Below are 22,744 nucleotides of genomic sequence, written 5' to 3'. Positions count from 1 at the left end.
GCGTCACTGCTCCTTTTTAGAATTTGAAACTATCCACTTGGAATTTAAGGATAGTGGCGATCGTTTCGATCTCTTGCACATTCCGTTCAAAGTCTTCGATGACTAAGTAGAAGTCTTCTAAGTTTGCCGTTACTTCTTGGGTGCCGGCAGAGGTTTCCGAAACAGCAGCCGAAATGTTGCTGACGGAAACTTGAACCATGTCTTTTTTCTCAACGATCCCCGTAATATGGGCTTCCACGGCTTGAATACTTGAAACCAATTTTTCGACAATATCAGAGATCTCATTGGCTGACTCGATCGCTTTGTTGATATTGTTGGTTTGTTTTTCGCCGCTTTCAAAGGAATCCGTCACTGCAGAGACCACTTTTTCCGATTTTTTGCGGATCGTTTCAATGATCGAACGAATGCTTTTCGTTGATTGACTGCTTTGTTCCGCCAAGCTGCGGACTTCTTCCGCAACGATGGCAAACCCTCGGCCCGCTTCTCCAGCTCGAGCTGCTTCAATGGATGCATTCAATGCCAGTAAGTTGGTCTGATCAGAAATGTCATTGATCAGCTGAACGATCTTACCGATGCTTTGGACATCTTCGTTCATGTCGTTCATGCTTTCTACTAATTCTGCTTGGTTTTGCCGTTCGATCTCCCAGCTTTCAAACACATGGAACATCATTTCTGAATTGTGGACATTGCTGCTTTGGGATTGACCGACATAGCCGTTCATCAATTCGATCTCTTTGTGGATTTCTTCGATACTTAAGGCTAGCTCGTCCATATCAAAGGAGGTTTGTTCCGCTTCGGAGGCTTGTGAACTAGTGGCATCTGCGATGGCATTCATCGTCTGACGCACATTTTCAATTGAATTTTTGGCATTTTTTGAGGTTGTCGTTAGGCCGCCTACCATTTTTTCCATTCGGCTGCTTTCTTCGTGCATGCCAACGATCACCGCTTTGAAGGTGTTTAAAACCCCTTGAAAACGATTTTGAACTTGCCCAAAAAGAGAAGTCTGGTCGCTGCTGCCGATCTCATCGATATGCGACAGATCGCCAGAACCGACTGCTTCTAGTTCTGTCAATAACGTATCCATGCCTGAATGGGTCTCTTTTTTTACCAAATAGGTCATTCCTACTAACACTGCGATTTCTAGCAGCAGTACGATTACTGAAAAAATAAAGAAACTTTTTGCTGCTTGTCCGTCTCCGTGGGTGCGGATCACGAAGAAATAGCATCCTAATAATACGATCAGGGTAAATCCTAGCGGAATCAACGCCGCCAAGCGGATTTTTTTGATGATAGCTTGTACCTTCTTCTTCATAACAGTATCCTTTCCTATGCAAAATGATCAGTCGTGCTGTTTATCAAGATTCGCTCTTCACTTGATAATCGTTGGGTCACTCCTTCTTTATCCGATTATGAAAACAATCTTCTAGTTCTTTAATCGGATCTTTTGCTAGAAAAGTTAAGCATCTTCACCAGACATATGTATCTTTTGGATCAGCAAAGCGCGTATAGCCGCCTTGATATTCATCACGAACCAAGCGACCGTTTTGCAGCTCGACCACCCGATTACGGACCGTATTGACCATCGTGCTGTCGTGAGTCGCCAAGAGGATCGTGGCACCGACTTGATTGATCCGCAAGAGCAGTTTCATGACTTCAACGGCTGATTTGGCATCCAGATTGGCGGTGGGCTCATCGGCGATCAAGACTGCTGGCTCTGTGACGATCGCCCGCGCAATCGCTACTTTTTTGCGCTGTCCCACGGAAAGCTCTTCAGGATAGTGATCCTTTTGAGGAAACATGCCCACCAGTTGCAGTGCTTTGGCGGTTTTTTCCTGACGCAGCTTGCGGGGAGTGCCTAGTACTTGCAGCGCATAATCGACGTTTTTGGCAACCGTCAGATAAGGAAGCAAAAGGTCTTCTTGTCCGACGATACCGACTTGTCGTCGAACCATATAGAGATGACGGTCTTTGAGTTGTTCCAACAAGACATTGCCGACTTGGATAGAACCAGCCGAAAGCTCTTCTTCTTTCAAGAGTAATTTGAATAAGGTCGATTTGCCCGCACCGCTGGGACCCACCACATAGATAAATTCTCCTTGAGGGATCGCAACAGAAATATCGGCCAATGCCAACGTGCCATTGCTGAATTTTTTACTGACCTTGGTTAAGCGAATCATGTTCTTTCTCCTCTAATCTGTAAAACGATTGATCACGGACCACATCTCATCGGCTGTCTGCATGGCTTTCGTGTTCAATCCATACGCACGCTGGGTCGTTAACAAGTCTGTCATGGACGTCGCTAGATCCACCGTCGACTGTTCTAACTGTCCTTGCAAGACGCTGCCAAAGGCTGCTGGATTGGTTTGCGAAGTAAGCAACGCTTGATCACCGGCACGATACAGTTGGTTGCCCACTGGCGTGATGTTTTCTGTATTCGTCGGCTGATAAAGGGTCAGCTGTCCCAACACGCGAGTCTGACCATTTTCTTCCGTCGTCAGCTGACCGCTGGCATCTATTGCGATTTGCTGCGCATCTGGCCACTGAGGGGTCGGTACGTTTGTGGTCATTGCCACAGGGTACCCTTCACTATTGACTAATTGCTTGTTCTCACTTAAATGAAAATTGCCTGCTCGACTCAGCAGCAATTGACCAGTTTGGTCCCGGACCCCGAAAAAGCCATTGCCTTGGATCGCGAGATCTAATGGCTGAGTGGTGCCCGCCAGATTGCCTTGGGCAAAACTGGTAGTCGTAGTCGCTTTTGCCCCCATTGACGCACCATATTGGGCGGCGTTTCCATTAAATAGCGTTTCTTCTGCACCGATGGCATTTTCCATCAATGCTTGAAAATGGGGCGTTTGTGCTTGATAGCCATTGGTATTGACGTTGGCGATGTTGTTGGCTGTCGTGTCTAAGTTTGTCTGCAAATGATTCAACCCAGAACGGCTGATTCCTAATAATCCACTGATATTCATTGACTCATCCTCAAATCTTTCCTAATTCGTTGACCGCTTTTTGCAATGTCTGATTCGTTGAACTCAAGGCTTTCTGATTGGCTTCAAATTCGCGAGAAGTCTGGATCATCGCCACCATTTCATCGGCAACCGCTACATTGGCTTGTTCTAAGGCACCTTGCTGGATCACGGGTGCATTCACCGTGGTTCCTGCTGCGTTGCTAGTCACATAGTTTTGACCAGCTGTAGTCAATGCTTCTGGGGGGAATGTTTGGATCTGAAAGTTCGCTGGTCCCAAGGCGCTGACTACTTGTCCATTGGCACCCAAGACAAGATAGCCTTCTTGTGTCACGTATTGATTCTGCTGATTGACGGTAAAGTCGCCATTTCTCGTATACAACCGCTGCCCCGCATTGTTTTGAACGACAAAGTAGCCTTCGGAAAGCAGTGCAAAATCGCTGGCTTGTCCCGTCTGTTTGACAGCACCTTGGTCTTGACTGATGGTACTGCCTGCCAATTGGGTCCCTAAAGACAATTCACCGATATCACGGCGGGTATCCGCATTGGGCCCGCTTTGGTAATTATGCAATGCGACTTCATCTAGCGCCGACTGGAACAAAGTTTTTGCTTGATACCCTGTTGTATTGACATTGGCAATATTGCCGCTCGTCGTCTCTTGTCGCTTTTGTAATAATGAAATGTTCCGTGATAAGACATCCAATCCTCGAATCATGCCAGTTCCTCCTCAATCAATGTGCGCAATTTGGCAATCGTTTTGCCATGAATTTGTGAAACTCGCGGAATCGAGACTTCTAAGATTTCAGCGATTTCTTTTAACGTCAGTTCTTCGGTATAGTACAAACTTAAAATCAATTGTTCCCGTTCCCCTAATTTTTTGATGCACGCCACCAAGGCGGTGCGTTTTTCTTCAGCGACCAAGGTATCTTCGACATTTTCGGCTGGATCCCGAACCATATCTTTTAAGGTCATGCCTTCTTCTTGGTAAGCAAACAAGGTATCTTCCAAAGAGACGCTGGCTAAGTAGTGCAGACTCTCATAAATATCCGCTAGTTGACTTTGGTTGATTCCCAGCTGTTTGCAGATCTCGGTGTCGGTCGCTTCTCTTTTGAGGCTTTGCTCCAACTCTTGCCGTGCTTGATAAAACTGATTGACTGCCGCCATTTTGTATCGGGAGATTTTGGCGTGCTTGCGTACTTCATCAATAATTGCCCCTTTGATGCGAATCGCTGCATAGCTTTCAAAAGGAACTTTTTTTGAGGGATCGAATTTCCGCAAGGCATCCATCAGCCCAATCACCCCAATATTATAGAGATCGCCTGATTCATAATCGGCGGTTTTGATAGACAGGCGCTGAACCACCCGTTCCACTAGCGGCAGATACTTGATGATCTCCGCTTCTCGATCGACTTCATACATCGGCGATGCCCCTTCCTAAGAAAATTCTGCTTAAATGTCAATACTGCCCACCGTTTCGATCGCAATTTCATTGGGAATCTCATTCAGAGAAAGAACGGCGATATCTGGAAAATTAAAAACGATCATTTTTTTGAATGCTAACCGGATCTTAGGCGATGCCAGAATCACGAAATTGATATTTTGAGCGATCGCCGCATGTTGGATCCCACTGATGGAATCCAACAGCTTGGTCACGGTATCTGGTTTTAAGACCGGGTACGAGCCAGTTGCGGTTTTTTGGATACTTTGAGCGATGATTTCTTCTAGTTTCGGCTGGATCACCGCCACTTGCAGCTCGTGGTTCTCATTGGCATACTTGGCAGCGATCGTCCGTTTCAATGCTTGGCGGACATATTCTGTCAAAACTTCTACGTCTTTCGTGACAACGCCGTAATCGGCTAAAGTTTCTAAGATCGTTGCTAAGTCATTGATGGGAATTTGCTCATCCAATAAATTTTGTAAAACTTTTTGGACCTCGCCGAGCCGTAAAATATCGGGGATCAATTCATCGATCACGACATTGTACTGCTCTTTGATGCCCTCCAATAATTTCTTGACTTCTTGGCGACCTAACAGCTCTGGTGCATGGGCATAGATGATTTCTTTTAAGTGTGTTGCGATCACGGTCAACGGCTCGATAATCGTAAACCCTTGCAGATCCGCCATCTCCTTATCGGATTCATCGATCCACATAGCATCCAGATGAAAGGCTGGTTCTTTTGTTGCGATTCCTTGAAAAGGAAACGGCTCTTCATTCGGACTGATCACCATGACTTTATTCGGGTAAATATCGCCGCGGCCGACTTCGTTGCCGCGGATCTTGATCACGTAATCGTTGGCATCCAAATAGAGATTGTCGCGAATACGAACGGGACTGACTAAGATCCCTAATTCTCTAGCACTCTGTTTACGGATCGCCACGATGCGGTTCATCAAGCTGTTGTCGATCGAACTATCCACGATAGGGATCAGACCATACCCGATTTCCACTGAGATTGGTTCCACTTGGAAGGAAGCCACGGAATCGTCTTCTTCCTGTGCTTCTTTTTTGCGTTCCAGTGCCAATTTTTGTTCCCATTGTTTTTGTTCCACTCGCTGCTTTTCTTCTTTTTGCGTAACCAGAAAGCTGGCTGCGAAAAGGCCTAAGCCAATCAACACAAAAGGCACAAAAGGAAACCCAGGAACTAAGGCTAAGACGAAGAGAATCGCGCCCACGATCCGAAACAGTTGGGGATTACGCATCACATCTGCCGCAATATCTAAACCAAAGGAACTATCGTTATCAGAACGAGTCACGATCACCCCAGAAGCAATCGAAATCAATAAAGAGGGAATCGAGCTGACCAAGCCATCCCCGATTGCCAGTTTCCCGAATTGGGCGAAGGCTTCCATGACGGTCATTTGTCCCCCCATGGAGAAAATGATCGCCCCGCCGACTAAATTGATGACAGTGATCAAGATCCCTGCGATCGCATCCCCTTTGACAAACTTGCTGGCACCATCCATCGAACCAAAGAAATCAGCTTCTCGCTGCAGATCTTTTCGTCGTTTGCGGGCATCCGCTTCCGTGATCAAACCGGCATTTAGGTCGGAATCGATCGCCATTTGCTTGCCGGGCATCGCATCTAATGTGAAGCGAGCAGTCACTTCTGAGACACGCCCTGCACCATTGGTCACGACGACTAGCTGAACCACCATGATGATCACGAACAAAATGATCCCCACGATGTAATTGCTGCCGGCAACGACATTGGCGAAGGCATCGATCACGTGTCCGCCATTTCCTTGGGTCAAGATCAACCGCGTGGAAGATAGGTTCAAACCTAAACGAAACATCGTTGTGATCAGCAGCAAGGTTGGAAACGTAGTGAATTCCAACACTGATTTGGTAAACAGGGTGATCAGTAAAATGTTGATCGCGATCGTCAAATTGATAATGATCAGAATATCTAATAGTGCACTCGGTAATGGAATAATAATCAAACCAATAATAGCTAGGACGATCACCGAGATTAAGATATCCGCCAGACCAATGCCTTTTTTCGGTTTTGAGGCAGCCTCATTCATTTTTGTTCCTCCTGTTTCCTTAAATCTTGCCGCGTTGGCTTTCTTCTAACTGATAGACCAAAGCGATGATTTCGGCAATGGCTTCATACATCTCAACCGGGATCAGATCCCCGGGTTCTACTTGGCGATAAAGGGCTCGTGCCACTTCACGGTTTTCGATCTGTGGAATATTTTCTTTCAGTGCTTCTGCTTTCATCCGCTGCGCCAGCTGATCTGCCCCTTTGGCCAGGACCCGCGGCACCCCTTCACTACTGGCATCGTAACGAATCGCAATGGCGAAATGGGTCGGATTGGTGATCAAAACCGTCGCTTCTTTGACGTTGGCGATGGCATTTTGGGTCATCGCACGGTACTTCGCTTTGCGCTGTGCTTTGACTTGCGGATCACCTTCCATTTGCTTGAACTCTTCTTTGACTTCCTGCTTGCTCATCATCAAGTTCTTACGATGGCTATAGCGTTGGTAGCCGTAGTCGACTACGGCCAAAACGATCAAGAAAATCGAGATCTGTAAAAACAATTCTTTGGCCCGCAGCAGCATGAACAGGATCGTTTTTTCCAACCCGACTTCACTCAAACCCAGTAAAACAGGGACGGCGGCTAAAAATTGTTGGTAGCACAAGTAGACGATCACGCCGAATTTCGCCAATGTTTTGCCTAAATTCATCAACGAGCGCAAACTGAATTGCTGCTTGATCCCGCTGATGGGGTTCAGCTTTTTAAAGTCTGGTTTGACGGCCTTGCCAGAAAACAACAGACCAACTTGGGCATAATTCGTGATAAGCCCGACTCCGAGCGCGACCAGAAAGACGGGCGCACACAACAAAAGCAGCAGCAAGATACTCTGCACCCCCAGTTTCGGCAGATCCGCCAAACTGGTTTGATAATCAGCCAGCTGCGCCAAACTTCGGGAAAAATAAGGCAAAAAAGAAGCTGCGAAAAACTGCCATAAAGACAGGATCAAAAACGAGAAGACCAATAGCGAAACAGCTGCTGCTAATTCCTGGGTCTTAGGGACCTCCCCGCGTTTGCGGGCATCCCGCAGCCGCTTGGCACTAGGTAGTTCGGTTTTGCCATCTTTTTCTGCCATCTTCTCACCTCCTGCTGGCTACCTGTTACTTTATTGAAAGGACTCGATAAACTCCTGCAAATAGCGGACCGTATCTGGCAAGTGTTTGCCTAAGTACGAAAGAACATTGGGTAGTAGCAAGAGAAACACCACAAAACTGATGGCGGTTTTCATCGAAAGACTCATCATCAAAATATTGATCTGGGGAATCGACCGAGAAATCACACCTAGCACCAGGTCCACCAACAGCAGCGCAATGATCATTGGTGCCGCAAGATTGACTGCCATCACCATCATTTGGCTGAAAAGTTTGACGATGCCTTCAACCGTCGTTCCTTGGATCACCACAGAGCCTAAGGGCACGATCCGAAAAGACAACAGCAATGCTGTGATCAGTCGATGATGCAGATCAAGTCCAAAAAACACAGCGATCGTCAGCCAATAGTACGTTTTGCCATACTGGGAAGAGGCGATTTGCAACGTCGGATCATAGGCTTGCGCCATCGAAAAGCCTACTTGAAAGTCGATCAGTTGACCCGCAATTTCCACACCAGTAAAGACCAGCTGACTCAAATAGCCCATCGCCATCCCAAACAGTACTTCCTTGATGACGAAAACCGTCAGCATAAAGAGGGAAAGCTCGGGAATCGCAGGTGCCGTCGGCAGGCATAGGACCGTCAAGGCCATGCCGATCACGATTTTTGCCAGTGACGGAAAATTTTGCTGTGAGAAGATCGGACAAAGGACGACAAACGCCAATATTCGACAAAAAATCAACACCGTCGCTTGAATCGGCGCCATCAGGTTTCCTCCTTACATTGCCGCAATCATCTTGAAGATCATTTTGGTAAAATTCAACAAGAGATTCAGCATAAAATTCCCCGCCAAGATCAAGGTCAAAAAAATCGCTAATAGTTTCGGCACAAAGCTCAACGTTTGTTCTTGGATTTGGGTAGTGGCTTGAAAAATACTGATCACCAATCCAACGAGCATGCCGACCAATAAGGCAGGGCCAGATATCGCTAAAATTCGAAGAAAGGCTTCCCTTAGCACATCAAGTACCATTTCTACTGTCATTTCCTCTTGGCTCCTTTCTTAGCGGCTATTGAAAGCTCTTGATCAGCGACTCCACGATCAGATACCAGCCATCCACTAAAACAAATAGTAAGATCTTGAAGGGCAGTGAGATCATGATCGGCGACAGCATCATCATCCCCATCGACATCAAGATACTGGAGACGACCAGATCAATGATCAAAAAGGGGATAAAAATCAAAAAGCCGATACTGAAAGCCGTTCGTAACTCACTGATAATAAACGCCGGTACCATAACGGTCAGAGGAACATCGTCAGAAGAATGATACTTTTCGGTCTCCCCATCAGCTTCCGCAAACAAGGCAATGTCTTTTTCCCGTGTCTGTACCATCATAAAGGCCTTGATCCGTTTTTCTGAGCGGTCAAAGGCTTCGGCTTGGCTGATCTCTTGTCGATCAAACGGTTCGATCGCTTGCTGATAGACGTCGGTATACACAGGTTTCATAATAAAAAATGTCAAGAATAAGGCCAACCCGATCAACACTTGATTGGGCGGGTTTTGCTGTGTACCTAACGAACTGCGCACAAAGGACAAGACCATGATGATACGAGTAAAAGAAGTCATCATGATCAGCAAGACTGGTAAAAGGGAAAGCAGCGTCAGCAACAAGAAGGTATTGATCGTATCACTTGAGCCATTCCCATTCGACAATAAATTGTTGATGGTGGAACTGACGTCTTCCGTGTCTAGCGCAAATGCCGTCTGCGGAAGCATCAGACTGCTGAAAAGGACCGCAGCCATGATCTTGATATCTCTGCCTTTGATTTTCATTTTTGCTTGCCTCGTTTTCCAGCAATTTCCGCCTTGGCTTTGTTGAGCCATTCAGAAAAGTCTTTACCAGCTTGCACTTGGGTGCTTTCTAGGCTTTGCTGTAAAAAAGTGGCCGTTTCTTCTGGCGTCAACTCTTTGATGATTTGGTTTTGCTGTTCAGAAAAGCTCATGACATAACATTTGTCCATGATTTGGACGATCCCGATCGAAGACGACTTGCTGACGGCGATTTTTTGCAAAATACGCAGCTGGTGATTGTGCTGGTTCGTGTAACGATTCAAATATTTCAAACTGATGTTGATCAAATAAAGAATAAGCAGCAAAAACCCAATCATTTTGACCAGCGATAAAAATGTTTCCATCAACATGCCTCTTTCTATTGGATCACTAAATCCGTCACATAAACATCCTTGGCGATTTCTGATCCGTATTCCTGATTAATTGTTTCTTTCAATGCTTTTTTTAAATTCGGTACACTTTCGGCGGAGCTCAAAATACCGCTGGCCTTTTGTTGGCGCAATAAATTTACGACGCTGTCACGAATGACGGCCACATTTTTCGTGGCTTCCGCGCTTTTTTCCTCATCTGCCACTAAAATCGATAAATTGACCTTCATGTATTGCTGCTCTTGGTTGTCTTCTTTGGCCAGATTGACTAAAAATTCATCCAATGCCACGATCGCTTCGTCTGAGGAGATTTTGCTGCTGTCTTTTGCTGTTTCAGCAGCTGCTGTTTTTTCCCCCGTCAAAAAGTGATTCGTCACTAAGGTCCCGCCGATACTGCCGCCGACTACCACGATCAAGAGGATCGGCAGTAAAACAACCATACTCAAGCCTTTTTTCTCTTTTTCTGCTTTTGGTGCTTTTTCTTCTTTTGCCATCTTTCCCACCCTTACGTTTTCACTTGGTTCGAATGGATCACCGTATGATACTCGATCACCCGCTGCGCAACTTCTTGCGCAGCTTCCGTCACCACTAATGTTTTGCCGTCTGTCAGTGTGATCAATGTATCCGGCATTTCTTCGATCCGATAAATCAATGTTGGATTTAAATAGAATGGCTTGCCATTCAATGCTGTCACTAGAATCATGGTCAAACTCCTCTCAATGATGAAGCGTCACGTTCTTAACGTTTTAGATTCAATAATTCTTGCAGCATTTCATCAGAAGTCGTAATACTTCTTGAATTTGCTTGATAGGCACGGCTCGCAATGATCATTTCGGTAAATTCTGTCGAAAGATCGACATTGGACATTTCCAAGGCACCTGCTTGCAGCGTTCCTGCGCCATTGTTGCCAGGTCCTGCAACGATCGGATTCCCTGAGTTGCTGGTTTGGATATAGTTGTTGCCGCCGACTTTTTCTAAGCCTTCTGGGTTATTGAAGGTTGCGACACCGACTTTTCCCATCACAAAGGTTTGATTGCCGTATTTTGCCAACACTAAGCCATTGGCATCGATCGCCATGGAGTTATAGGTCAAGGTTTCCCCATTGACGGTCAGTGTGCTTGGGATCGACAAGGGAGATACCGCATCTTGTCCGCTCAATGCCGTGTTTTCATCAAAGTTGTCATCATAGACAACTGGTTGACCGCCATTGACTGAACGACCTAGGACTTGCATCCCATCACTATTGGTCAAGGTTCCGTTGCTGTCGCGCACGAATGCGCCATCTCGTGTGTAATAGGTTTCGCCATTTGCTCCTGGTCCTTGTACCATAAAGTAGCCCTGTCCGCTGATATAAAAATCCATGCTGCGACCTGTCGATTGCGGGGCACCGACTGTATTGATAGTATCGATGGAGCCCGTCTGAACCCCTAAACCGATCTGCGTTGCGTTGATCCCGCCTAAGCCATTGCCTGGCGCAGTTGCGTTAGACATCGTTTGGCTCATCATGTCTTGGAAAAGTACTCGACTTGATTTGAATCCAACCGTATTGACGTTGGCGATATTATTGGAAACCACGTCCATTTTCGTTTGAAGATTTTTCATTCCACTAACACCTGAATATAATGATCGTAACATGCTTGTTTTCCTCCTTATGGTTGGCGTATTTTCCTCTGTCATTCAGAAAATACTTGCAGCCCCTTTTCAGTCCAGCTGCTATTTGATAAATGTGGCGCTGTCAATATTGGTGACGGTGTGAAGCTCATTCATCCCCATCGCCGTAATGATGGTTCGTGAATGGACATCGGCGATCAAGCCCATATCTTTGTACACGAGCAGTGATTCTTTGCTGCCTTTTTCCGCTAGCTCACTAAGCGCCGTTGAAAGGGATTGATAATCATCGTCTTGTAAGGTCAATTCTCTTGCGGTCAAACGCTTTTGCGCATGATGCGAGACTTTGATGTCGCTTTGTTTTTGTTCAAGCATTGCAGAAAAGGCTTGTTTGTCCACGCCTTTGCGGGGATGTTGATAAGGCTCCCCGGCAACTTTTTGCAGCCCCTGTTGAATCGTCAAACTCATTTTGCTTCGCCGCCAATCTCTTGGATCGCACTCATACTGTATTCTTTGCCATTTACGACGATCGTGGCGTAGCCATTGGCAAAGCGGACTTTTTCGATGGTTCCTGACAATGTTTCTGTGCCGTCCATCAGAGTGACTTGTTTATTGATCAAGCTAAAAGCTTGCTGCTGTTGCTGTAAAATCACCGAGGTCGTCAATGTTTCGCTCAATTCATTCAAGCTCTCTAAGGTCGTAAATTGAACCAGTTGCGAGATATAGTCGGTGCTACCACCACCAGAAGAATCGCTGCCTCCCATCGATGGGTTGCTCATAGATGCGGCTAAGATCTTCAAAAAATCATCCATGGAGATATCTGAAGATTTTTTTGTTTGCGTTAATGCCGATGTATTGGCAATACCGGCCGCAGCTGCTGTAATTTCATCTGCCATAGGTCTCCTCCTTTACACTAAAATACTGATCGCATGATCGATCGGTGCTAATTGCGGCTCTTCCTCAGCCGTATTGCTTTGATGAAATGGCTTTTTGCTTTGTCCTTTTTGAGCCTGTAAAAACCGCTGTTGGCTTAACTGACTGTCACTTGCCATCATACTGCCGGCAAAGGATTGATTTGCCAGCGGACTAGCCTGCTGGACAGAAGCTAACGTAGGTTCTTTGATCGCTAGGATCGGCTGCTCTTGCTTTTGCAAAACTTGCTCTAGCTCATGCTTGATGGACAGCAATAATTCTTTGGCTTGTGGCTGCTGAACGGTCAGTTCTAAGCGGCTGCCTTGGGCATTCGTTTCTAGGGAAAGCTGGATCGTGCCTAATTTTTCGGGAACGAATTGCAGCGTGATTTTTTTCTCGCTTGCCGTGCTGCTCGTTTGGACGAGTTGGGCAGTCGCTTTTGCTAAGGGCAGGACCGCTTGCTCCATACTCGCTTTTGTTGGCGTTAGTCCTTGCTTGGTCAAAAGGGGAGAAACATCAAGCAGCTGCAGTGCTAGTGCCGCTATTTCATTGTCGGTTGCTGCTGAAGAAGCAATGGCTTGTGCAGAAACAGCTTCCGCTTTTTTGGCGACTGTTTCATTCGTGCGTTGCAAGGTGCTAGTCGTATCCGTCGCTTGGTTGGTCACTGGCGACACTTGATTTAATGGTCCCGTTTGGCCCAATTGCGCGGTCCCTTCGGTGGACTGTTTCAGCTGTGTTTCTGTCGTTTGCGCAATCGCGGCTTGTGTTACTGAATCGACTTCCTTGATTTCCTTGAAAGGAGCGATTTCTTTTGCCGTGGTCTGCTCCTCGCCTACTAAGTCTTCTGGCAAAGGTGTTTCAAGCGTTGTTGCTGCGGCTTCACTTCTGTCATTTGTCATCAAAGCTAGACCTTCAAGCGCAGGCTCGGAGGGGTTGATGACTGTGGTGGCTACGTCTATTGGTGCTGGAAAAGCTGCTGAAACACTGTCGAGAGAAGCTGCTGTGGCGCTCGTTTGGTTCTGCTCCGTCGTTGCCATTGATGCCTGTGGCGCTTCTTGAACCAAGCCTGCAAAAGGTGCCTGGCTGATCTGGCTCATTCCTGGCGCTTGTGTCGTTGCAGGTTGTTCGACTGCTGGAGTGATTTCTGGCTCCTGCGGCAGATGTTCCATACTGCTGGCAATCCCCATTTCTGGTGCGGTGGCGGTTTGCTCCGTCATACCTGATGGTTCGAAGGATGCTGGCAGATTGCTTGCTGTCTGTTCTGTCAGCTGTTGCATCAGCAAACTGAAGACTTCTGGTGACGCCTCCGTCTTTTTTGATTTGCTACCGATAGGTACAGCGGTTGCGGCACTTGTTGTGATCTCTTTCATTGTTCACCTCCTCTCAGCTGATGCTTTGAAACCAAGGTCGTCTCATCACTAAAACCATTAGTGCTTTAAGAAAATAAGGCGCGATTGCCGAACTCATCCAATTGTTTTTGCTCTTCCAATTGCTTTTCATAGGTGTATTCAGCGAATTGTTTTTCTCGCAGCTTTTCCACGATCTTGCGTTCCTGCTGCGCTTCTACCACCACCGATAAAGACTCTGCCAATTCTTGCTTCACGTGAAACATTTTGTTCTGAACCTCATCGATGGTGGCATTCAACGCAAGCAAATAGCGTTGTTGCACTTGCATCCGCCCAATGGTCATCTCATTGACATCAAAAAGCTGGGCTTTTTCCTGTGTCAGCGTATTCAGGTGCTGTTCTTGCTGAATCAACAACTGTTGTTTTTGGGCGTAAGCGCGTTTGGCTTCTTGCTCAATGGTTTTTCGGTGATCCAATACTTTTTCTAAGGAAAAGTGAAATGCTTGCATAGCTGCTCCTTTACGATCTGTTTTACATGGTCGAACGCTGGCGCTCGATCAGTGCTTCTTCACTGAACAAATGCGCCAGTTCAAAAATCGTTTGTTCAAATGGGATCCGCTCATCCACTTTTTGCTGCAAAAACCGCAGGATGGGGTGATGCAACGCGATCGCTTGGTCGGTCAACGCATTGCTGCCGCTTTTGTAGGCACCGATATCGATCAAATCCTTGGCCTCTGCATAAACGGCCATGTTTTCTTTTAGTTCCCCCGCATGTTTATGCTGTTCCTCAGAAACAAGGGTCTTCATCAAGCGGCTGAGGCTGTTTTGAATATCGATGGCAGGATAATGATTTTGAGCGGCGATTTTTCGGGACAACAGAATATGGCCGTCAAGAATCCCCCGAACCGCATCAGCGATCGGTTCATTCATGTCATCCCCTTCTACCAAGACAGTATAAAAGGCCGTGATCGAGCCTTTGTCCGACATCCCACTGCGTTCTAACAACTTAGGTAAAGCTGTAAACACAGAAGGGGTATAACCTTTGGTCGTCGGCGGCTCGCCTGTCGATAGACCGATCTCCCGCTGTGCCATCGCAAAACGGGTCACCGAGTCCATCATCAATACGACTTTCTTGCCTTGATCGCGGTAATACTCAGCGATCGCTGTTGCCACATGAGCCCCTTTTAATCGTACGAGGGGCGGCATATCGGAGGTAGCACAGACAACGACCGACTTGCGGTAACCTTCTGGGCCTAGATCATTTTCAATAAATTCTTTGACTTCTCGTCCCCGCTCGCCGATCAAGCCGATCACGATGACATCGGCTTCGCAATAACGAGCCAACATCCCCAATAAAGTACTCTTACCGACCCCGCTGCCGGCAAAAATGCCGATCCGTTGGCCAAGGCCGACGGTCAAAAGACCATCGATCGCCCGGACACCTGTCGGCATGATCTCAGCGATTTTTTGACGGCGAAAGGGGTCAGGAGAATCTTGACTAACTGGATATTCTGGCGCACTTTCCAGCTCCAGCGCCATATCTAACGGTCGCCCTAGTCCATCTAAGGTGTGCCCTAGCAACGTATCATCGATTTTTACCGTCAATGATTTGCCAGTTGGCCGCACCAAACAGCCCGGTCCGATGCCTTCTAGCTGATCAAGGGGCATCAGGAGCACGGTTTTTTTCACAAAGCCTACGACTTCGGCTAAGGCTGTATGTGTCTTGTTTTGCAATGCGACTTCACAGATTTCCCCTATGAAAACCGCCAGCCCTTCGACTTTGATCAGCAGACCTACGACTTCGCTGACTTTGCCGTAGGTGGTAAAAAACGGCTGTGCTTGCGCCGTTTTGCGCAGCGCTGTGATCGGTAATTCAAACGTCATTCCTTCACACTGCTTTCTAGAAATTGGCTCAAAAAGCGAGCGATTTCTTTCCTCAATTCAAAAACCACCAAGGCATTTTCAGATTCGATACAAAAATCGTGTTCCGCCAAGGTGTCATCTGCCATGAGTAAATAGCGAAACCCGCTGATCGTCTGCTTTTTGGTTTCCAACAATTCTCGCACCCCTGCAAGATGCTGCTCTTGGCTGCGAACAGTCACAAATTGATCGGGTTGTTCAAATTGCCATAGCACAGACTCCACAAAAGGCAGGAAGCCTGCTTGCTCGTCTGTAAAACGTTGATTGATCAAGGCTTCAGCGATTGCCGTGCCATAAGCGATCATCTCTTGCTTTTTCTCTGAGCGAAAGGCGTTGATCTCAGAAACGGCTTCAGCGACATTGGCTTGGGCTTGTGCCATCAATGCTTGCGCGGCTTCTTTGCTGGCATTGAGTCCTTCTTGATAGCCTTGTTGAAAGCCGTCTGCTTGTCCTGCTTGAAAGCCTTCCGTTCTCGCTTCTGCTAGAATTTGCGCCGCTTGTTCTTGTGCATCGGTCAAAATCTGCTGCTTCAAGGCTTCCATTTGCTGCAGATGCCGTTCCTGCTCCAACTGGCGTGCACGTCTAGCCGCTTGCAGTTCTGGGTCTAAGCTTGGTTTCTCAATCGGCGCTTTGATGGTCGTATCCGTCAAAATACTGCGCGCAGCTTCGGTCGTTTTGACCGCCTGCTGCTTCAATAAACTGCTATTTGACCACTGCATCTTGGTCGCCCCTTCCGATGTAGATCTCACCGGTTTCATCTAGCCGTCGAATCACAGCCACCACACTTTGTTGGGCTTCTTCTACAGCAGACAAGCGGGTAGGACCCATAAATTGAATTTCTTCTTGCAGATTTTCCACCGCCCGTGATGAGAGGTTGGAGAAAATAAAGTTCTTGATGTCATCGGTCGTGCCTTTAAGCGCTAAGACTAAGACATCGTTTTGAACATCTCGTAAGACTTTTTGAACATCCAAGCGATCGAGGGTCACGATATCCTCGAAAGTAAACAAGCTGGATTTCACTTCGTTGGAGAGTTCTGGTTGCCGCTTTTCTAAGTCGTTCAAAATGTTCTTTTCGGTGCTGCGGCTGACTGAGTTCAAGATCTCAACCAGAGTATGCACACCACCGACATTTTCCGTATCGTTCTCAATGTAATTCGAGAATTTGTTCTCGATCACTTTTTCGATCCGTTCGATCACCAAAGGCGACGTACTGGAGATCGTCCCGATCCGTTCAGCGATCTCCACTTGCAAATGATCGGGAAACTGCGACAAGACGCTGGCCGCTTTGTCCGGCTGCATGTAGCACAAAATCAACGCTACCGTTTGCGGATGTTCACCGATCAACAGATTGGTCAACTGTTGAACATCGGCTTTGCGAGCGATATTAAAGGGCCGTTCCCGCAGCTGAATCTGAGTCAATACGTCAATGACTTCTTTGGCTTTTTGAGGGCCTAATGCTTGGTTCAGCAAATTTTTGGCATAATCGATCCCGCCGTCTAAGACATATTTGCGAGCCGTTGCGGTATGAGAAAATTCCTCCAACACTTGATCCCGCTCTTCGGGACTGACAAAGTCGATATTGGCGATCTCATAGCTCACCTTTTGTATAAATGATTCTGGCAGCAGCTTCATGATCTTTGCAGAGGTATCTGATCCTAGAGAGATCAGAAGAATCGCTGCTTTTTTTACCCCGTCTATTGTATCCATGGCTGCCCCCTTATTTTTCTTTCATCCAAGCTTTGATCAATTCCGCCGCTACTTCAGGATTGCTTTCGGCATAATTTCTAGCCGTTTGATCCAATGTTGGTTCTCCTGAATGTTCTGCTGCGGCTTCTTGTGTGGATGCTTCTGGCACCGCTGGTTTCGTTTCAGCAGACCGATTGCCGACACCGCCAAAAACGACTTCTTGTGCAACGGTCGGACTTGTACCAGTGCTAACTGCTGACGGTTGTGCAAAAGTGACCATTTCCTCCGTCACATCGACTTCCAGCTCGTCTTCTTTACGACGACGTCGGATCACGCCAACGATCATTAAAATCACTAAGAACAAGGTCAACACGATGCCGCCGATGATGGCATACTTGAGATAACCTTTGGCAGCTGCAATCGGTTCATTCCCTTGCGGATCAACGGCTGGATCAACCTCTGCTTGGGCAAAGTCAAATCCTTGGATCGCGATTTGATCACCACGGTCATTGTCATAGCCGACGGCACTAGCAATCAACTGCTGCAATTCTGCTTGATCCGCTTGCGAAAGGTTCGCATTGATCACGATCGAGCTGGTCATTCGTTCGATCATGCCAGGGGCCGTAATGGTCGTGGTGGTCTCGGTATCCAATTCGTTTTCCACCGAACGGCTATAGGAATTGTTTCCCTCTCCATCCGTACCCGTCACATTGGAGATATTGTCATCCACCGTCCCTGTTTGGGCTTCTTGGACGGTGCCTTGCGAACCAGCAGCCTGCACTGTCTCACTCTTGATCTCTGGGTCATCATAAGTGACTTTCTTCCGCTCGATCGAGTCAAAATTCAAGTCTAAATTGATCGACACTTGGAATTTGTCTGCACCATAGATCGGTGTCAGCAGCTTCGCTACTTTTTCTTCTAGCGTTTTTTCGTAGGAATCTTTGATGGCAATGTATTTATTGTTCAGGCCACTTAATTGACTGGCTTCATCTTCGGTTCTCGTCAAGGTATTGCCCGCACTATCAACGACTTTTACATTTTCTGGCTTCAGCTTTTCCACTGCCCCTGAAGTCAAGGTAACGATCCCTTGCACGGACTCGTCTGAGATCTGCTGATTTTTCAAGGTCAACACGATAGAAGCAGTTGGCGCACTTTCCTCAGAAGAAAAGACACTTTCTTCTGGCATCACGAGTAAAACTTTGGCGGATTTGACCGCATCGATCGACTCGATCGCCCGTTGCAGTTCGCCCGTTACTGCCCGCTGATACATGATCTTGCGGTCTTCGTCGGTTGTCATCATGTTGGCATCATCAAATAATTCAAAGCCTGTACTGGTATTTGGTAATTTATTGTCCACGGCAAGATTGATGCGGTATTCATCGACTTGGTCCTTGTCGATCAAAATAGTCGTCCCATTGTCGGCTAATTTGTAGGCGATCTGCTGTTCCTCCAAATCCTTGCTGATCGTTCCCGCATCGGCATCGCTTAGATCCGTAAACAAGATACCGTATTCAATTCGCGTATTTAAATAATACACAGCTGCTGTGATTCCGAGAACGCTGATAACGGAAAGAACAACAATCATTTTCTTTAAAGAGCTTTGCATTTGCCAACGGTCTTTGAGTTGTTCTGTCCATTCTTTCACTTTATCCATCATTTATCCTTATTCCCTCACCCACTGCTAAAACTGCATATTTTTCACGTCATTGTAAGCTTCCAAACACTTGTTTCGTACTTGAACGGCTGTTTGTAGCGCCAATTGCGCCTCCGTCATGCGAATCATCACATTCCCTAGATCGCTTTCATCGCCGGTGATCAAATTTACAGTATCTTGATCCATGACCGCCGTTTTTTGATTCAACTGATCGACCGCATGGGTCAAGTAAGAAGAAAACTGATTTTCCTCGGCGCCTGCAACACTGGTCTCGTTTGAAGCAGCCCCCGTGCCTAGTGTCCGCAAAACGTTTTGGTAGTCCGTTAATCCTGTCGTTAAAAGTCCATCCATTTTCTCGTTACCCCTTTGATATTTCTAATGCTTTTTTCAAGATCGTTTTATTCATTTCTGAAGCAGAAACATTGGCTTCGTACGTTCGAACCGCTTGCAACATTGCCACCATTTCATCGGCAATATCCACATTTGATTGACCGACATATCCCTCATCGTTGGCAGCGGGATTGGTAGGATCATAGGTCAGTTTTTCCGTTTCATCGGCAGCGATCCCCGTCACTTTGACACCGTATGTAGCCGGTGTTCCTTCGCGACTATTTTTTAAATTTTCTGAAAAAAGAATACTCTTTTTTTGATAAGCAGCGGTTGTTTGTGTTTGATTCGTATTTACATTTGCGATATTGCTGGAGATCGTATCTAGTTTTAACCGTTCCAATGCTAGGCCGCTGGCGTTGATCGTTAGTCCATTAAACATACCCATTTGTTTTTCCTGCGCTTTCTATCAATTACTCAATACAAGGTTCATCATTTGCAAGCGACCGTTGACTTGTGCGGTCAATGCACTGTAATATAACCCATTGGCTGCTTGATCCAACATCTCCACTTCAAGATCCACGTTATTGCCGTTGTCTTTGATGCTGGTAGTTGCATTTTCAGTGATTTTCGGTTTTACTTGAGAAACTGACGCTTCGGTTGCAGCGTCCGTCCCTGATGAAGCGAGTGCCTGCTTTAATTCGCTTTCAAACACGATGCGTTTGGCTTTGTACCCATCCGTGTTGACATTGGCGATATTAGACGAAATCAATTCTGCGCGTTGGGCAGAAACGTTCATGGCTGTTTTTAATAAATCATAGGTATCCAACAATAATTGCTCCTTCCACCTTCTGTACCAAACGTTTTTTTCAGCGATGGAACAGAAACAAATATATTTATTTATTTTTTTGTTATAGATTAAAAAAACAAGAAGACGTGATGTCATTATAGTAGAATTATTTTTATTTTACAATTTGATTTTTGCAACTTTACGGATATGACATTTAAGTTACAACCATGTTATGTTATTTGTTAAACACTGTTTCATCGCAATTTCGTCCCCAGTTATAAAAAGTAAACGATCGATATAAAGCGTTTTACAAGCATATCTATGCTTTTTGATCAAAAGATGATTTTTGATAAAAAAACAAGCATTATTCGAAAAATTGATTAAAACATTTTCATTTGTGCTGAATGACATGACAAACCCTGAGAAACGCTTCACGAAAAAAAACGGTACCATCTATAAATATTCACAAAAATTGCAAGCTGTACCATTTCAAAAATTTGCCGCCACTTGCCCAAAAAACAACAAAAAAAGAAGAAGCTGAAAATTTATTTTAGTTATTTTTAGGATTATTTTTTTTTGCTATTAAGAATGATTTTAATTCACCGATAAAATAAATGAGGGTTTAAAACCTGGAAATAGAATTTAGGAGGACGCAACAAATGGATTTTTTCTTGCTGATCGGTATTATTTTAGGATTGATATCTGTGGTGGTTGGGATGATTGTAAAAGGTGCCAATGTGGCCGTTTTGATCAATCCGGCAGCCGCGATCATCATTTTCGTTGGTGTGATCGCAGCCGTTATCAATTCATTTCCCAGCAGTGATATCAAAAAAATCCCGAAGATCTTCGGCGTTCTGCTGAAAAATAAAGAATACGACTTAAAAACAACCATCAATACCATCGTTGAATTAGCCAACCAAGCCCGGCGCGACGGTTTGCTATCTCTTGAAGGTGCCATCCAAAACTTAGAAGATCCTTTTTTAAAAAAGGGCTTGGAAATGGTGGTTGATGGCATCGCTGCCGAACAGATCCAAGAAATCATGGAGAATGAGATCTATGGGATCGAAGAACGGCATCGCATCGGCTCGGCTATTTTTAAAACCGCCGGCACGAGTTCCCCGACCTTAGGGGTGTTAGGAGCCGTGATCGGGCTGATTGGGGCGCTAGGTAATTTAGAGGATGTAGAAGCACTGGGGCACATGATCTCGGCGGCCTTCGTGGCGACCCTTTATGGTATTTTCTTCGGCTATGTCCTGTTCATTCCCTTTAGCTCACGCCTGACCTTGAAATCGGAGCAAGAGGTCCAAATGATGTCGATCATCGTGGAAGGGGTCTTAGCGATCCAAGCCGGGCAATCGCCGAAAAGCATTGAGAAAAAATTATACAGCTTGATCGATCCGAAAAAACGGCAAGAACAATTATAAAGGGTGAAGCGACATGAAGCGAAAAAAGAAACATGAAGAACATGTAGACGAAGCGTGGCTTTTGCCTTACTCGGATATGTTGACCTTGCTGCTGGCTTTGTTCATCGTCATGTTTGCCATGGCGAAAGTCGATGATGAGAAGTTCCAAGAAATCAAAAGCGAATTTGGCACCATCCTTTCCAGCCACCACAGCAATTCATCTGTGATTGGGTCGGTGATCGATATGGGCGAGACCACGCCGCGAAAAAAAGCCGCCACTTCTGCCGAAGCACAAGCGCAAGAAGCAGCGGTTCGGACCCAACTGGAAAATCAGCAACTAGAAAAAATCAGCGACCAGCTGTCACAAGAGCTGGCAGCTTCTGGCTTAAAAGAGCAGACAGAAGTCCGCTTGGAATCCGATGGCTTGCATATCACGCTTGCCAGCAGTATCTTGTTTGCCTCTGGCAGCGCCGAGATCACGGACACCACTCGTCAGTCACTGGATCTGCTATCGGACTCACTGAAAAAATTAAAAGCCAACAAAATCGTGATCGCTGGGCATACCGATAACGTACCTGAAAAAGGCAATGGCCGCTACCAATCTAACTGGGATCTTAGTTCCGCTCGGGCCATTACCGTTATGGAGTACTTCATCAGCAAAGGCGCCGTTTTAGAAAAAAATGCTGCCATCCAAGCCTTTGCCGATACCGAACCGAAAGCCGATAACAACACCCCCCAAGGCCGCTCGGAAAACCGCCGCGTGGAGATGATCATTCAGCGGACTGAAACGGCAGCTGCTCAATAAATAACCTTTTCCAATTAAAAAAACGATCCCCTTTCAAAGGCGATCGTTTTTTTTATCTGTAAATAAATTGTAGTAGCCGTAACAAATGATGACAATGCCCACCAATGTGGAACGGTCAATAAAAGGAACCTCAAAAACCATAAAAAGCAACCCTTTTAAGCCTAAAATGATGATACCCATAACTAGCATCAGCCAAGAGGCGAGACGAATCAATTGGTATTCTTTTCCAAAAATCTTCAGCAACCGTACCCCTCCTTTTCTCAACTTAAAGTGTACGCTTCTTAATGAGCAATCACAGTTCACCTGTCTGATGTTGCTGCTTGGCAAAAGTCGACAGCCATTGGTTGCTTCTTCTCATTATAACAGATGCTTCATGCCTCACCCTACGGTTTCCTAACTGACCTTCTTTTTTTGCAGTTGGACAATTCTGATTTAACCATACACATCAAAAAACCCCCATTACCAACGAATTTATTGGGA

At 46.2% G+C, this 22,744-nt stretch carries 28 protein-coding genes; 2 read left to right on the top strand and 26 right to left on the bottom strand.

Annotated elements, in window-relative coordinates; genetic code table 11:
• Positions 1–16 precede the first annotated feature (16 nt).
• The 25 genes from IGI77_RS00580 to flgB form a co-directional block, all read right to left on the bottom strand.
• Positions 17–1,312: a methyl-accepting chemotaxis protein gene (locus IGI77_RS00580; RefSeq protein ID WP_005226627.1), complete on the bottom strand. Its 1,296-nt coding sequence runs from the start codon at positions 1,310–1,312 to the stop codon at positions 17–19.
• A 154-nt stretch (positions 1,313–1,466) separates the two neighbouring features.
• The gene (locus IGI77_RS00575; RefSeq protein ID WP_005226626.1) at positions 1,467–2,177 is read right to left on the bottom strand and encodes a cell division ATP-binding protein FtsE; all 711 of its coding nucleotides are present in this window, start codon (positions 2,175–2,177) and stop codon (positions 1,467–1,469) included.
• Between the two features lie 12 nt (positions 2,178–2,189).
• On the bottom strand, positions 2,190–2,972 hold the full coding sequence (locus IGI77_RS00570; protein WP_438769204.1) for a flagellar hook-basal body protein: 783 nt from the start codon (positions 2,970–2,972) through the stop codon (positions 2,190–2,192).
• Positions 2,973–2,982: 10 nt separating this feature from the next.
• Complete coding sequence (locus IGI77_RS00565) at positions 2,983–3,684, bottom strand: flagellar hook-basal body protein (RefSeq protein WP_438769203.1); 702 nt, start codon at positions 3,682–3,684, stop codon at positions 2,983–2,985.
• Complete coding sequence (locus tag IGI77_RS00560; protein ID WP_015508736.1) at positions 3,681–4,388, bottom strand: sigma-70 family RNA polymerase sigma factor; 708 nt, start codon at positions 4,386–4,388, stop codon at positions 3,681–3,683. The genes IGI77_RS00565 and IGI77_RS00560 overlap by 4 nt, the downstream gene beginning before the upstream one ends.
• 30 nt (positions 4,389–4,418) lie before the next feature.
• Complete coding sequence (flhA, locus tag IGI77_RS00555; RefSeq protein WP_005232779.1) at positions 4,419–6,494, bottom strand: flagellar biosynthesis protein FlhA; 2,076 nt, start codon at positions 6,492–6,494, stop codon at positions 4,419–4,421.
• A gap of 19 nt (positions 6,495–6,513) precedes the next feature.
• Entirely contained in the window at positions 6,514–7,581 is a 1,068-nt protein-coding gene (locus tag IGI77_RS00550; protein WP_016609019.1) for an EscU/YscU/HrcU family type III secretion system export apparatus switch protein, read from the bottom strand.
• A 30-nt stretch (positions 7,582–7,611) separates the two neighbouring features.
• Positions 7,612–8,361: a flagellar biosynthetic protein FliR gene (gene fliR, locus IGI77_RS00545; protein ID WP_005232781.1), complete on the bottom strand. Its 750-nt coding sequence runs from the start codon at positions 8,359–8,361 to the stop codon at positions 7,612–7,614.
• A gap of 12 nt (positions 8,362–8,373) precedes the next feature.
• The gene (gene fliQ / locus IGI77_RS00540; protein ID WP_005226613.1) at positions 8,374–8,637 is read right to left on the bottom strand and encodes a flagellar biosynthesis protein FliQ; all 264 of its coding nucleotides are present in this window, start codon (positions 8,635–8,637) and stop codon (positions 8,374–8,376) included.
• A gap of 25 nt (positions 8,638–8,662) precedes the next feature.
• On the bottom strand, positions 8,663–9,427 hold the full coding sequence (gene fliP / locus IGI77_RS00535) for a flagellar type III secretion system pore protein FliP (protein ID WP_005232783.1): 765 nt from the start codon (positions 9,425–9,427) through the stop codon (positions 8,663–8,665).
• Complete coding sequence (locus IGI77_RS00530; RefSeq protein ID WP_015508734.1) at positions 9,424–9,789, bottom strand: flagellar biosynthetic protein FliO; 366 nt, start codon at positions 9,787–9,789, stop codon at positions 9,424–9,426. Before IGI77_RS00530 ends, fliP begins: the two co-directional genes overlap by 4 nt.
• Positions 9,790–9,803: 14 nt before the next feature.
• Entirely contained in the window at positions 9,804–10,307 is a 504-nt protein-coding gene (locus IGI77_RS00525) for a flagellar basal body-associated FliL family protein (protein WP_005472968.1), read from the bottom strand.
• A gap of 11 nt (positions 10,308–10,318) precedes the next feature.
• Entirely contained in the window at positions 10,319–10,516 is a 198-nt protein-coding gene (locus IGI77_RS00520) for a flagellar FlbD family protein (protein WP_005226609.1), read from the bottom strand.
• A 35-nt stretch (positions 10,517–10,551) separates the two neighbouring features.
• Positions 10,552–11,448, bottom strand: a complete 897-nt coding sequence (locus tag IGI77_RS00515; RefSeq protein ID WP_010748537.1) for a flagellar hook-basal body complex protein — start codon at positions 11,446–11,448, stop codon at positions 10,552–10,554.
• Between the two features lie 78 nt (positions 11,449–11,526).
• Positions 11,527–11,889 carry a flagellar protein gene (locus IGI77_RS00510; protein ID WP_015508733.1) on the bottom strand — a complete coding sequence of 121 codons (363 nt, stop codon included), beginning with the start codon at positions 11,887–11,889 and terminating at the stop codon, positions 11,527–11,529.
• A complete protein-coding gene (locus IGI77_RS00505; protein ID WP_003129052.1) occupies positions 11,886–12,317 on the bottom strand; it encodes a flagellar hook capping FlgD N-terminal domain-containing protein in 432 nt (143 codons plus the stop codon). Before IGI77_RS00505 ends, IGI77_RS00510 begins: the two co-directional genes overlap by 4 nt.
• 12 nt (positions 12,318–12,329) lie before the next feature.
• Positions 12,330–13,703, bottom strand: a complete 1,374-nt coding sequence (locus IGI77_RS00500) for a flagellar hook-length control protein FliK (RefSeq protein ID WP_438769202.1) — start codon at positions 13,701–13,703, stop codon at positions 12,330–12,332.
• A gap of 65 nt (positions 13,704–13,768) precedes the next feature.
• Positions 13,769–14,188: a flagellar export protein FliJ gene (fliJ, locus tag IGI77_RS00495; protein ID WP_438769201.1), complete on the bottom strand. Its 420-nt coding sequence runs from the start codon at positions 14,186–14,188 to the stop codon at positions 13,769–13,771.
• Between the two features lie 22 nt (positions 14,189–14,210).
• Complete coding sequence (fliI, locus tag IGI77_RS00490; protein ID WP_005226590.1) at positions 14,211–15,563, bottom strand: flagellar protein export ATPase FliI; 1,353 nt, start codon at positions 15,561–15,563, stop codon at positions 14,211–14,213.
• Positions 15,560–16,318, bottom strand: a complete 759-nt coding sequence (locus IGI77_RS00485; RefSeq protein WP_438769199.1) for a hypothetical protein — start codon at positions 16,316–16,318, stop codon at positions 15,560–15,562. The genes fliI and IGI77_RS00485 overlap by 4 nt, the downstream gene beginning before the upstream one ends.
• Positions 16,302–17,306, bottom strand: a complete 1,005-nt coding sequence (fliG, locus tag IGI77_RS00480) for a flagellar motor switch protein FliG (protein ID WP_005226586.1) — start codon at positions 17,304–17,306, stop codon at positions 16,302–16,304. The genes IGI77_RS00485 and fliG overlap by 17 nt, the downstream gene beginning before the upstream one ends.
• Before the next feature lie 10 nt (positions 17,307–17,316).
• The gene (fliF, locus tag IGI77_RS00475; protein WP_438770481.1) at positions 17,317–18,939 is read right to left on the bottom strand and encodes a flagellar basal-body MS-ring/collar protein FliF; all 1,623 of its coding nucleotides are present in this window, start codon (positions 18,937–18,939) and stop codon (positions 17,317–17,319) included.
• Between the two features lie 27 nt (positions 18,940–18,966).
• Positions 18,967–19,290, bottom strand: coding sequence for a flagellar hook-basal body complex protein FliE (gene fliE / locus IGI77_RS00470; protein ID WP_016608997.1), 324 nt, complete (start codon positions 19,288–19,290; stop codon positions 18,967–18,969).
• A 7-nt stretch (positions 19,291–19,297) separates the two neighbouring features.
• Complete coding sequence (flgC, locus tag IGI77_RS00465) at positions 19,298–19,714, bottom strand: flagellar basal body rod protein FlgC (RefSeq protein ID WP_003129038.1); 417 nt, start codon at positions 19,712–19,714, stop codon at positions 19,298–19,300.
• Positions 19,715–19,735: 21 nt separating this feature from the next.
• Entirely contained in the window at positions 19,736–20,095 is a 360-nt protein-coding gene (gene flgB, locus IGI77_RS00460) for a flagellar basal body rod protein FlgB (RefSeq protein WP_017144455.1), read from the bottom strand.
• 620 nt (positions 20,096–20,715) lie between these two features.
• On the opposite strand from flgB, the gene motA reads away from it, so the two are divergent.
• Together motA and IGI77_RS00450 are read left to right on the top strand one after the other, a co-directional pair.
• Positions 20,716–21,480, top strand: a complete 765-nt coding sequence (gene motA, locus IGI77_RS00455; protein WP_005232810.1) for a flagellar motor stator protein MotA — start codon at positions 20,716–20,718, stop codon at positions 21,478–21,480.
• Between the two features lie 13 nt (positions 21,481–21,493).
• Positions 21,494–22,264: an OmpA/MotB family protein gene (locus tag IGI77_RS00450; RefSeq protein ID WP_005226573.1), complete on the top strand. Its 771-nt coding sequence runs from the start codon at positions 21,494–21,496 to the stop codon at positions 22,262–22,264.
• Positions 22,265–22,297: 33 nt separating this feature from the next.
• On the opposite strand, the gene IGI77_RS00445 is transcribed toward IGI77_RS00450, so the two are convergent.
• Positions 22,298–22,507, bottom strand: coding sequence for a hypothetical protein (locus IGI77_RS00445; protein WP_438769197.1), 210 nt, complete (start codon positions 22,505–22,507; stop codon positions 22,298–22,300).
• Positions 22,508–22,744: the final 237 nt, after the last annotated feature.

Origin of the sequence: Enterococcus sp. DIV0213h, assembly GCF_051711285.1 — a bacterium.
In the GTDB taxonomy this organism is placed as follows: domain Bacteria; phylum Bacillota; class Bacilli; order Lactobacillales; family Enterococcaceae; genus Enterococcus_D; species Enterococcus_D casseliflavus.
The sequence above is the reverse complement of the archived record's forward strand: the minus strand, read 5'-3'. Positions and strand labels throughout refer to the sequence as shown.

Excerpts from the sequence above, each read along its gene's own strand:
- IGI77_RS00580 (WP_005226627.1), bottom strand. The coding sequence starts at position 1,312 with ATGAAGAAGAAGGTACAAGCTATCATCAAAAAAATCCGCTTGGCGGCG.
- IGI77_RS00575 (WP_005226626.1), bottom strand. The coding sequence starts at position 2,177 with ATGATTCGCTTAACCAAGGTCAGTAAAAAATTCAGCAATGGCACGTTG.
- IGI77_RS00570 (WP_438769204.1), bottom strand. The coding sequence starts at position 2,972 with ATGAATATCAGTGGATTATTAGGAATCAGCCGTTCTGGGTTGAATCAT.
- IGI77_RS00565 (WP_438769203.1), bottom strand. The coding sequence starts at position 3,684 with ATGATTCGAGGATTGGATGTCTTATCACGGAACATTTCATTATTACAA.
- IGI77_RS00560 (WP_015508736.1), bottom strand. The coding sequence starts at position 4,388 with ATGTATGAAGTCGATCGAGAAGCGGAGATCATCAAGTATCTGCCGCTA.
- flhA (WP_005232779.1), bottom strand. The coding sequence starts at position 6,494 with ATGAATGAGGCTGCCTCAAAACCGAAAAAAGGCATTGGTCTGGCGGAT.
- IGI77_RS00550 (WP_016609019.1), bottom strand. The coding sequence starts at position 7,581 with ATGGCAGAAAAAGATGGCAAAACCGAACTACCTAGTGCCAAGCGGCTG.
- fliR (WP_005232781.1), bottom strand. The coding sequence starts at position 8,361 with ATGGCGCCGATTCAAGCGACGGTGTTGATTTTTTGTCGAATATTGGCG.
- fliQ (WP_005226613.1), bottom strand. The coding sequence starts at position 8,637 with ATGACAGTAGAAATGGTACTTGATGTGCTAAGGGAAGCCTTTCTTCGA.
- fliP (WP_005232783.1), bottom strand. The coding sequence starts at position 9,427 with ATGAAAATCAAAGGCAGAGATATCAAGATCATGGCTGCGGTCCTTTTC.
- IGI77_RS00530 (WP_015508734.1), bottom strand. The coding sequence starts at position 9,789 with ATGGAAACATTTTTATCGCTGGTCAAAATGATTGGGTTTTTGCTGCTT.
- IGI77_RS00525 (WP_005472968.1), bottom strand. The coding sequence starts at position 10,307 with ATGGCAAAAGAAGAAAAAGCACCAAAAGCAGAAAAAGAGAAAAAAGGC.
- IGI77_RS00520 (WP_005226609.1), bottom strand. The coding sequence starts at position 10,516 with ATGATTCTAGTGACAGCATTGAATGGCAAGCCATTCTATTTAAATCCA.
- IGI77_RS00515 (WP_010748537.1), bottom strand. The coding sequence starts at position 11,448 with ATGTTACGATCATTATATTCAGGTGTTAGTGGAATGAAAAATCTTCAA.
- IGI77_RS00510 (WP_015508733.1), bottom strand. The coding sequence starts at position 11,889 with ATGAGTTTGACGATTCAACAGGGGCTGCAAAAAGTTGCCGGGGAGCCT.
- IGI77_RS00505 (WP_003129052.1), bottom strand. The coding sequence starts at position 12,317 with ATGGCAGATGAAATTACAGCAGCTGCGGCCGGTATTGCCAATACATCG.
- IGI77_RS00500 (WP_438769202.1), bottom strand. The coding sequence starts at position 13,703 with ATGAAAGAGATCACAACAAGTGCCGCAACCGCTGTACCTATCGGTAGC.
- fliJ (WP_438769201.1), bottom strand. The coding sequence starts at position 14,188 with ATGCAAGCATTTCACTTTTCCTTAGAAAAAGTATTGGATCACCGAAAA.
- fliI (WP_005226590.1), bottom strand. The coding sequence starts at position 15,563 with ATGACGTTTGAATTACCGATCACAGCGCTGCGCAAAACGGCGCAAGCA.
- IGI77_RS00485 (WP_438769199.1), bottom strand. The coding sequence starts at position 16,318 with ATGCAGTGGTCAAATAGCAGTTTATTGAAGCAGCAGGCGGTCAAAACG.
- fliG (WP_005226586.1), bottom strand. The coding sequence starts at position 17,306 with ATGGATACAATAGACGGGGTAAAAAAAGCAGCGATTCTTCTGATCTCT.
- fliF (WP_438770481.1), bottom strand. The coding sequence starts at position 18,939 with ATGGATAAAGTGAAAGAATGGACAGAACAACTCAAAGACCGTTGGCAA.
- fliE (WP_016608997.1), bottom strand. The coding sequence starts at position 19,290 with ATGGATGGACTTTTAACGACAGGATTAACGGACTACCAAAACGTTTTG.
- flgC (WP_003129038.1), bottom strand. The coding sequence starts at position 19,714 with ATGGGTATGTTTAATGGACTAACGATCAACGCCAGCGGCCTAGCATTG.
- motA (WP_005232810.1), top strand. The coding sequence starts at position 20,716 with ATGGATTTTTTCTTGCTGATCGGTATTATTTTAGGATTGATATCTGTG.
- IGI77_RS00450 (WP_005226573.1), top strand. The coding sequence starts at position 21,494 with ATGAAGCGAAAAAAGAAACATGAAGAACATGTAGACGAAGCGTGGCTT.